Here is a 7596-nt window from a genome sequence, read left to right as displayed (position 1 = left end):
CGCTACTAATACCCAATTTAACTCGCTACTAATACCCAATTTAACTCGCTACTAATACCCAATTTAACTCGCTACTAATACCCAATTTAACTCGCTACTAATACCCAATTTAACTCGCTACTAATACCCAATTTAAATGCATTACAGCTTGTTCAAGCTAACATAATTATTCGATAAAGGTCAATTAAGGTTTGATCATCAAAAACACGCCAACAGCAATCATTATACAGCCGGCAATCCTATTTATTCCCTTTCCTATTCTAGAACTGATCAGTAATCTCGCTCTATTCGCCATGAATGCATAACCGAGTTTAACACCGCCTACGGCTACTGTAGTAATCGCGATAATGATGAGAGTATCAAGATAAGATATTTGGGAAAGATCAATAAAAGCTGGGAAAAACCCCAGATAAAATAAAGTTGCTTTTTGATCGGCTAATGTAATAGATAATCCGGCGATAAAACTAGACAGCCAAGAAGACTCTACAACTGCCTGCGTTTCCAAATTATTCAATTTTGACCGACATAACCCTATTCCTAACCAGACAAGATAAGCACCACCCAGGTACTTGATCAGGAAAAATAAGCCTCCCATTTTTGCTGCCAGCAGTGATAAACCCCAAATAGCGATGAGAATGAAGATAATATCACCGACTACTATTCCTAGGGTTGTGAAAACACCATGCATAAATCCAGACGTAGCGGATCGGGTGGAGACAGTCAATACACTGACACTGGGAATAGAAGCCAGAACAACCATCGCACTGAATAATGCAACAATGGTGCTAAATGTCATACTGCTTGTCATAACAGTTGAATCGTTAATTGGGGGATAGGTTGTAGGTTGGGTTAAGTACGGTATTTGATAAAGGGCACGATAGTATCGTGCCCCTACCTAATCAATCTGAATGAGTTGCGTCTAATTTAAGATGACTGATTGAGAAACGCCTCGATCGCGTCGGCGGCGAGATGGCTAATCGGCTTTCCTTGACTCGCGGCGGCGTCTTTGAGACGGCTGTAAAGATCATCGTTGAGGGAAATCCGATGTCGGGTTTTATTGGTGGGTTTGGCAAAGACGTAATTAGCCGAATACTCCCGAATCGCATCAAAACCCACGCGATCGCAAAAATCCCCGAAACTTTCCCCAAGTTCGCGCTGTTGCTTGAATTGCATGAACATGGGTTCGAGGAAGGATTCGAGTTCTTCAATCGGCAGTTTTTCAATATAGGCTTGTGCTAACCTCGTCTGATCCGGTGAACCGCCTAACCACATTTGATATTTTCCTGGCGCACTCCCCACAAATCCTAATTCTGCCATGTAAGGTCTGGCACATCCATTAGGACATCCAGTCATGCGGATGACAAAATGTTCATCCTTTAACCCCAACTTGTCCAACAGCACCCGAATCCGCGCGGTAATACTCGGAATTACCCGTTCTGATTCAGTAATCGCTAAGCCACATGTGGGTAGGGCGGGACAAGCCATGGAATAGCGGACTAGGGGTTCGATTCCCTCTGGGGTGATTTGTACCCCATGTTGGTTGAGAATCTGTTCAATGGGTTGCTGCTGATCCTTTTCAATCTCATAAAGAATGGCATTGTGGTTGGGTGTCATCCTCATGGGTAAGTCAAATTGCTTGACAATTTCCCGGAGGGCTGTTTTTAACTTGAAGTTCCCCTCATCTTTGACTCGCCCATTCTCAATGGAAATGCCTAAAAATAGCTTACCGTCTCCTTGCTCGTTCCATCCCAGATAGTCTTTATATTTAAAGGCGGGGAGGGGTTTGTAGGCGGCTAGGGGTTTACCGAAGTACTCCTCAACCTTAGCGCGGAACTTATCAACGCCCCAATCATTGATCAGGTACTTCATTCGCGCATGACGACGACTCACGCGATCGCCATAGTCTCGCTGAGTTGCCACAATCGCTTTGATTAAGTCGAAGATATCATCTTTTGCCACATAGCCAATGGGGTCAGCCATACGGGCAAAGGTTTCTTCTTTATTATGGGTGCGTCCTAAACCACCACCGGCGAGAACATTAAATCCTTCAAGTTCTCCCTGCTGATTCATCATCACCACCAAGCTAACGTCTTGGGTGTAGAGGTCAACCGAGTTATCCCCTGGTACGGTAACACTACACTTAAACTTACGGGGCATATAATGTTCCCCGTAAATCGGTTCTTCTTTATCCGCGAATATCGTACCGTTGCCATTACGCTGACGCGCCGCTTTCACCTCTGGGGCTTCTTCAGCACTAATTGCCTTTTCCCCATCCAGCCAAATTTCATAATAAGCGCCCGTCTGAGGGGTTAATAAATCGGCAATTTTATCGGCATACTCCCAGGCATATTGGTAATCAGGACGAGTCTTGAACGGGGCGGGAGGTGCCATGACATTGCGGTTTAAATCCCCGCAAGCGCCAAGGGTTGAACCCATATTGCGGACAATGGCGGCGATGGTTGCCTTTAAGTTCTTTTTGAGAATGCCGTGAAGCTGAAAACCTTGGCGAGTGGTGACTCGCATGGTATGGTTCCCGTATTCATCGGAGAGTTGATCTAGTGTCAGATAAAGTTGGGGGGGGATAAACCCGCCGGGAGAACGGGTTCGCAGCATGAACTGATAGTCTTTTTCTTGCCCTTTAATCCGGTTATCGCGGTTGTCTTGCTGGTAGGAACCGTGAAATTTAAGAATTTGTACCGCATCGCCACTGAAGTGGGTGGTGTCTTCCAGCAACTCGCTGGCTACGGGTTCGCGTAAGAAGTTACTGCGTTCTTTTATGCCTTCAAGCTTAGACGTTTTCTGTACAGAGGGATTCTGAGATACAACCATGGATGCTATAAGTCCGAACGGATCAGCTATATTACCTTGACACTCCCCCGGTTGAAAACGCGGGGGATTCTTCGTTCATCCAATCACCTTAGAATATTGATTTTCATCAATACACCAGAGGGCGAGTTGTCCCGAAGCGTTTATCCAGTATTCCTGGAATGTTCCTGTATGCCCTACAGTACGAAGTGCTTCCTTGAGTATGTTTATCGCAGCGTTCCAGTCACGGTCTAAAACACATCCACACTTACATTTATGTGTCCGAGTCGAGAGTGATTTCTTCACAACACAACCGCAATTGGAGCAATTCTGAGAAGTGTAGTGGGGTTTAACCGCAACTGTCGCCACACCAAAAACCTTGCCAAAATACTCAAGCCAGCAACGAAATTCAGACCAAGCCGCATCGCTGATAGATTTAGCCAGGTGATGATTTTTGACCATATTTCGCACTTGCAAGTCTAGCCTTCGGCAAGCCGCTGGCGCGTCTACATAAGCTACCAAGTCGTTAGACCGGACTACGCACAATGCAGTCTTTACCGCAAAGTCTTTACGCTGCCTACTGACTGTAGCGTGCTTTTTGGCTAATTTTTGCTTAGCCTTCTTATAGTTATTAGACTGTGGTTGACCCTTCTTCTTCTTCCTAGATACTCTCTTCTGGAGTCGTTTTAGTTGTTTTTCTGACTTCCTCAAAAATCTAGGGTTATCAACGGTTTCGCCATTTGAGTCGGTATAAAAATGATTCAGTCCCACATCTAACCCTACAGTATTGCCCGTTGGTTCCTTGTCTTCAGTCCTGTCATAATCTATACAGAACTGAGCATAATAGCCATCGGCGCGACGAACCACCCTAACTCTCTTGATTTGATTGAGTTGGTAGTAATTTAAGTCACGAGTCCCATAGAGCTTAAACGTTCCGGCTTTAAACCCATCGGTGAACGTGATGTGGTCACGATTCTCTGATAGCTTCCATCCGGATGTTTTGTACTCCACGGAACCGTGATTGGGGCGGTTTTTTTTGTACTTAGGATAACCTTTCTTCCCTGAGATTTTCTTTTTGCAGTTATCAAAGAATCGACTTATGCTAGCCCAGGTACGCTCAGACATGGCTTGTCGAGCTTGGGAGTTTAATTTCCCCGCCCAGGGGAGATCTTTACAATGCCCAAGAACTGTGCAGTATTTAGAGAAATCATTCCGACACCTTCCATGACCATCTTCCCAATAGCGAAGGCAAGCGTTACGAATAAAAAGACCAGTACGAATGGCTTCATCGAGCCTTCTATACTGGTACTCTTTACCCTTCAGCTTACCTTCGTAGACAATCATTTTACCACGTCAAACTTATAGTATAATTCTAGCACAAGCTGATTAAAACTAGCAACTATTAGTTGCTAGGCTATACGCCTCGCTCGGTTTCATCCCCTGGCTAAAGCACAGGGGCTTTCACCATCGCTATATTGTAAATCTATCGGGATTACGTTGAATACTCTGATCCTAATACTTGGGTCATCGGTGTGGGTGCGACTTTTGGATAAATTAAGATTGTTGCCTTGACTAGGGATGCCTGTGCGATCGCAAATAAGATGCTAGTCTAGCACACACTTGTCCGGAAGACCTCCTTAAAGTTGGTGGGTAATGCCCCCCCCTACGGTATATCAAGTTTCTCAATCTCTTTTCTACTCAGTCCTGTTACTTCTGTGATGGTGTCAAGATCAGTCCCTTTTTGTTTGAGTTTTCTCGCTACGTTAATCTTTTCTTGCTGTTTGCCCTCCTCAATTCCCTCCAATCTTCCCTCTGAGCGCGAACCTTCTATCAGGCTGATTTCATAGCGCCGATTTTCCATAAATCTTAGGTAGTTCGCTCTTTCTTCTGCACTCAAGCTATCTACGAGTAAATTTTCCTTCGCTTCCGCTAACCCTTGGGCGGTAAATTCCTCTTTGATTTGGCTCTTTTTCAGGAAATATATCCATTCATCTAAGGGAGTCTTCGCTACCTCGTTAAAGTTGTTGACTTTAATCACATAATACTCCGGAAAAATCTCATATACCTCTTGGATATTAAACAACTTCTGCTGGTTTATTGATAGTCCTAACCTGTCTTCTAGGTGCAAGCCCTGAAAATCTAATATCCCTTTATAAATATAATCCTCCCCCTGCCCCAGAGAAAAGTAGACGACATTGACTGAATAGACTTTTTTGATTTTACCGTAAGCTTCTCCTTTTTCCAGAAAGTCGGTAATTAATCTCGATGTGCCGTAGAGCATCCGATGAAAATAATCTTGCTCTGTATTGTTTTGCACTTCAATCAGAATTAATTCACCCTGGTCATTTTCTGCCAGAATATCGACTCGATTCAGCTTGTCATCCTCGGTTTGTTGATTGCTTTCACCTTCGAGGATTGATTGAATCTTGATGGATTTCCCCAATAACTCGCTGAGGAAACCAGCCAAAACACCATAATTCGCTTTGTTTCTCAGTAATTTTTTAATCGCCCAATCAAATCGGATGTGTGTTTGGGGCATAAGGGCATCAATGGAAACGTTTACCTAATATATTTTGACAGATTTTCGCCCTCATGATTCATGATAAGATGATCAATTCCTTCCGCCTGTTGACGTTGGGGTAGTTCCCCTGAATACCCTTTTTAACTAACGCTGCAAGTAAGTGCGATCGCATAATCGTTTAAGGATACCTGTTCACTACATTCTATCTTGGTGCTAAACGTTAAAAAAGAGAACTCTAAGCGGCACCCTTGAAAATGCCGCTCGCTCAAAAGAAATCAGGGCTTCTTCGGGTTCAGTTGACACCAAGGGGTAATGCTGTACCCCTAATCGAGCTAAATCCAAATATCGGATGTAGCATCCCCGCCAGGATAGCGCATCTCATGGGCGCGAGCAGGTCCGTTAGGTTCTTGACCAAAATCGATGTATAAGTCGGGATTAATCGAGAGTCCACCTTTTTGGGTATCACAATCAATTTGAATTAAGTAGGAACCTTTTTGGGCGATATCGGGATAAAACTGATTATCCCAACTGCTAAATAAAGAGTTCGTGGCATAGAGGCGTTTGCCATCTAAACTCAATTGCAGCATTTGCGGTCCTCCCACCCATTGATGTCCGTTGACAGGGGCGGCTTTACCCAAGACTCCACCACACCAAACTTGTCCGGTTAGCTTCGGTTTAGACGGATTACGGATATCATATTGGCGAATATCACCGTGCAACCAGTTGGCAAAATAAAGATACTGATCATCTAGGGAAAGGAGTATATCACTAATCAACGAAGGTACAGGAAAAGACCATCCCTCAACTTCCACAGGCGGCACATCAACCACCTTACTCACTTGCCACTCGCCTTTATTTTTATGCCAATGCCAAATATTACTACTTAGTGCCGCGCCAACATATCCGTGGGTACTACCGGGATTGTGGTGAAAACGAACTTCTAGGGGAATTAAACCCTCTTCACCCAGGTCTACCGATTGAATAATGTCGTGGGTTTTCCAATCCCAGAAGTTAAGCTGTTGACCATATTTACCCGCCGCCACATCATTCAAGTCAAACCCCGGATAAAAGGTGTTTGGGGCAGCCCATTCGCTGCTGACCATAATATTATGGCGGGGTTGATACCAGAAGTCGTAATTGTACTTCATCCCCTCCGCTTGATGTTCCCAGCGTCCGGCAATGTCAAAGTTTTCATCCAATAGCAGAAAACCACCCGGACCATTCCCTTCACTGTCACCTAGCATGGAGATCATCACCTGAGTATTTGCCAGACAATGAACAGTATGGGGTGCACTCAGATTGGTTTTGGCTTTGATTTCTTCGGCTTCAATAACCTTGTGCAGTTTGGGGGCTTTGGCTTCAGCCGTATCCACAATATAAATCCGACTGGAACGGATTCCAGGGATAACCAGAAAGCGGCGGGACTTGCTACTATCCCCATGGCAAGAACTGCAAGCATTCCAGCCGAAGTGGTGCAATTCATCGCCAATGTAGGGCATGGGTAGGCGATGAATCACCTGGGAGTAGGTGGGGGAAGTGGGATCAACATCAATCGTGGCTAAGTAGTCCGGTGCTTCAATTCCCGTTCCCGTATAGAGGGCGATGGTATAGAGAACCGTTTCCCGGTCTGCTTTCATTGCTGCTTCAGGGGAAGCGTAACCGGGTCCACAACAGGCATGGGTCATAGGAAAAAGTTTGATTGTTGATTTTTGATTTTATCCGATATTTGGCGCTAATTTTTCGCCCGATCTGCGATGATGGGCTTTTGCACGATGACGTGTAAGGTGTATAATTTTTACTTATGAGTACTGTCACCCATGACATTGTTGCCAAGCTCTGGAATCTCTGCAATATTCTCAAAGACGACGGAGTAACCTACCATCAGTATGTGATCGAACTGACGTACCTGCTGTTTCTGAAGATGGCGAAGGAAACCGGCACCGAGCGTCAACTTCCGGAGGGTTATCGTTGGGATGATCTAGAGGGACAAACAGAGAAGCCCTTGGAATTCTATAAGGGGCTGTTGAGCTATTTAGGCAGTCACGGCTCTACGCTGGTCAAAGAAATTTTTACCGATGCCCATTCTTCTATTAAAAAGGACACCACGATTTCCACGCTAGTCACTGAGATTGACCGAAAATTTGGGTTTCAAGCCTCGTCCTGGAAGGACGACTTTTTCTGTGTTACCATGTTGATGTCGAGTTGTTCCACGTCAGATGCTGGTCTTCGAGTTCAAGGCTAAAGGAAAGACAACTCAATACTCAGCGATT

General features: G+C 44.9%; 6 protein-coding genes. 1 reads left to right on the top strand and 5 read right to left on the bottom strand.

Annotation, left to right across the window (positions count from 1 at the left end; translation table 11 throughout):
* Nucleotides 1-184: 184 nt before the first annotated feature.
* The 5 genes from RIM23_RS12780 to RIM23_RS12760 all read right to left on the bottom strand — a co-directional run bounded on the left by RIM23_RS12780 (nt 185) and on the right by RIM23_RS12760 (nt 7011).
* Nucleotides 185-808: a LysE family translocator gene (locus RIM23_RS12780; RefSeq protein ID WP_446367608.1), complete on the bottom strand. Its 624-nt coding sequence runs from the start codon at nt 806-808 to the stop codon at nt 185-187.
* 116 nt (nt 809-924) lie between these two features.
* A complete protein-coding gene (sir, locus tag RIM23_RS12775) occupies nt 925-2829 on the bottom strand; it encodes a sulfite reductase, ferredoxin dependent (protein ID WP_446367606.1) in 1905 nt (634 codons plus the stop codon).
* Nucleotides 2830-2904: 75 nt separating this feature from the next.
* The gene (locus RIM23_RS12770) at nt 2905-4149 is read right to left on the bottom strand and encodes an RNA-guided endonuclease InsQ/TnpB family protein (RefSeq protein ID WP_446367604.1); all 1245 of its coding nucleotides are present in this window, start codon (nt 4147-4149) and stop codon (nt 2905-2907) included.
* A 319-nt stretch (nt 4150-4468) separates the two neighbouring features.
* Nucleotides 4469-5344, bottom strand: coding sequence for an Rpn family recombination-promoting nuclease/putative transposase (locus RIM23_RS12765; protein WP_446367602.1), 876 nt, complete (start codon nt 5342-5344; stop codon nt 4469-4471).
* A gap of 314 nt (nt 5345-5658) precedes the next feature.
* Nucleotides 5659-7011, bottom strand: coding sequence for a selenium-binding family protein (locus RIM23_RS12760; RefSeq protein ID WP_446367600.1), 1353 nt, complete (start codon nt 7009-7011; stop codon nt 5659-5661).
* 116 nt (nt 7012-7127) lie between these two features.
* Between RIM23_RS12760 and RIM23_RS12755 the strand changes: the two genes are divergently transcribed.
* Complete coding sequence (locus RIM23_RS12755) at nt 7128-7568, top strand: type I restriction-modification system subunit M N-terminal domain-containing protein (RefSeq protein WP_446367598.1); 441 nt, start codon at nt 7128-7130, stop codon at nt 7566-7568.
* The last annotated feature ends 28 nt before the right edge of the window (nt 7569-7596 follow it).

It is taken from the genome of Coleofasciculus sp. G3-WIS-01, assembly GCF_040223135.1.
GTDB lineage: Bacteria > Cyanobacteriota > Cyanobacteriia > Cyanobacteriales > Coleofasciculaceae > Coleofasciculus.
This window is presented reverse-complemented; position numbering and strand designations above follow the sequence as displayed.